Here is a 583-nt window from a genome sequence, read left to right as displayed (position 1 = left end):
GCGCCTCGGTTTTTGCAGCACTTGGTGTCGGCCTCGCTGTCTGGCTCGTCGCCGGCGCGCTGACCGACCTTGCCGTCAAATCCGGCGCCGGCTCGGTGGCGCCGGCCGCCATGCTTCGCCGTTTCGCCGGCCTGCCGCGCTCGGTCTTCGGCACGGCACTGGCCCATCTCGGCCTCGGGCTGACCTTGCTCGGCATCGTCGGCACGCTCTGCTTCGGCAGCGAAAAAATCCTCACCATGCGGCCTGGTGAGACGGTGGAACTCTCCGGTCACACGCTGCGCTTCGAAGGGCTTTTTCCCCAGAAAGGTCCGAACTTCACCGAGGATCGCGCCCGCTTCCTGCTGATCGGCGCAGACGGCAATGCCAAGGGCGAGATCTCTTCGGCAAAACGCTTCTTTCAGGCCCGGCAGACGGCAACGACCGAGTCCGGCATCAGCACGCTCGGCTTGAGCCAGCTTTACCTATCGCTCGGTGACGAGGGTAATGACGGCTCCGTCGTCGTGCGTCTCTGGTGGAAACCGCTGGTGACGCTGATCTGGGGCGGTGCCCTGGTGATGATGGCGGGCGCGGCCATGTCGCTGGC

Annotated in this window: 1 protein-coding gene; it reads left to right on the top strand. The window is 65.9% G+C overall.

Annotation, left to right across the window (positions count from 1 at the left end; all coding sequences use genetic code 11):
- On the top strand, positions 1–583 hold a 583-nt coding region (locus EOA28_RS37855), incomplete at both ends, for a cytochrome c-type biogenesis CcmF C-terminal domain-containing protein (RefSeq protein ID WP_281060964.1).

Source organism: Mesorhizobium sp. M2A.F.Ca.ET.067.02.1.1 (assembly GCF_004023285.1).
In the GTDB taxonomy this organism is placed as follows: domain Bacteria; phylum Pseudomonadota; class Alphaproteobacteria; order Rhizobiales; family Rhizobiaceae; genus Mesorhizobium.
Note: the sequence above shows the minus strand (reverse complement) of the source record. Positions and strands in the feature narration are given on the sequence as shown.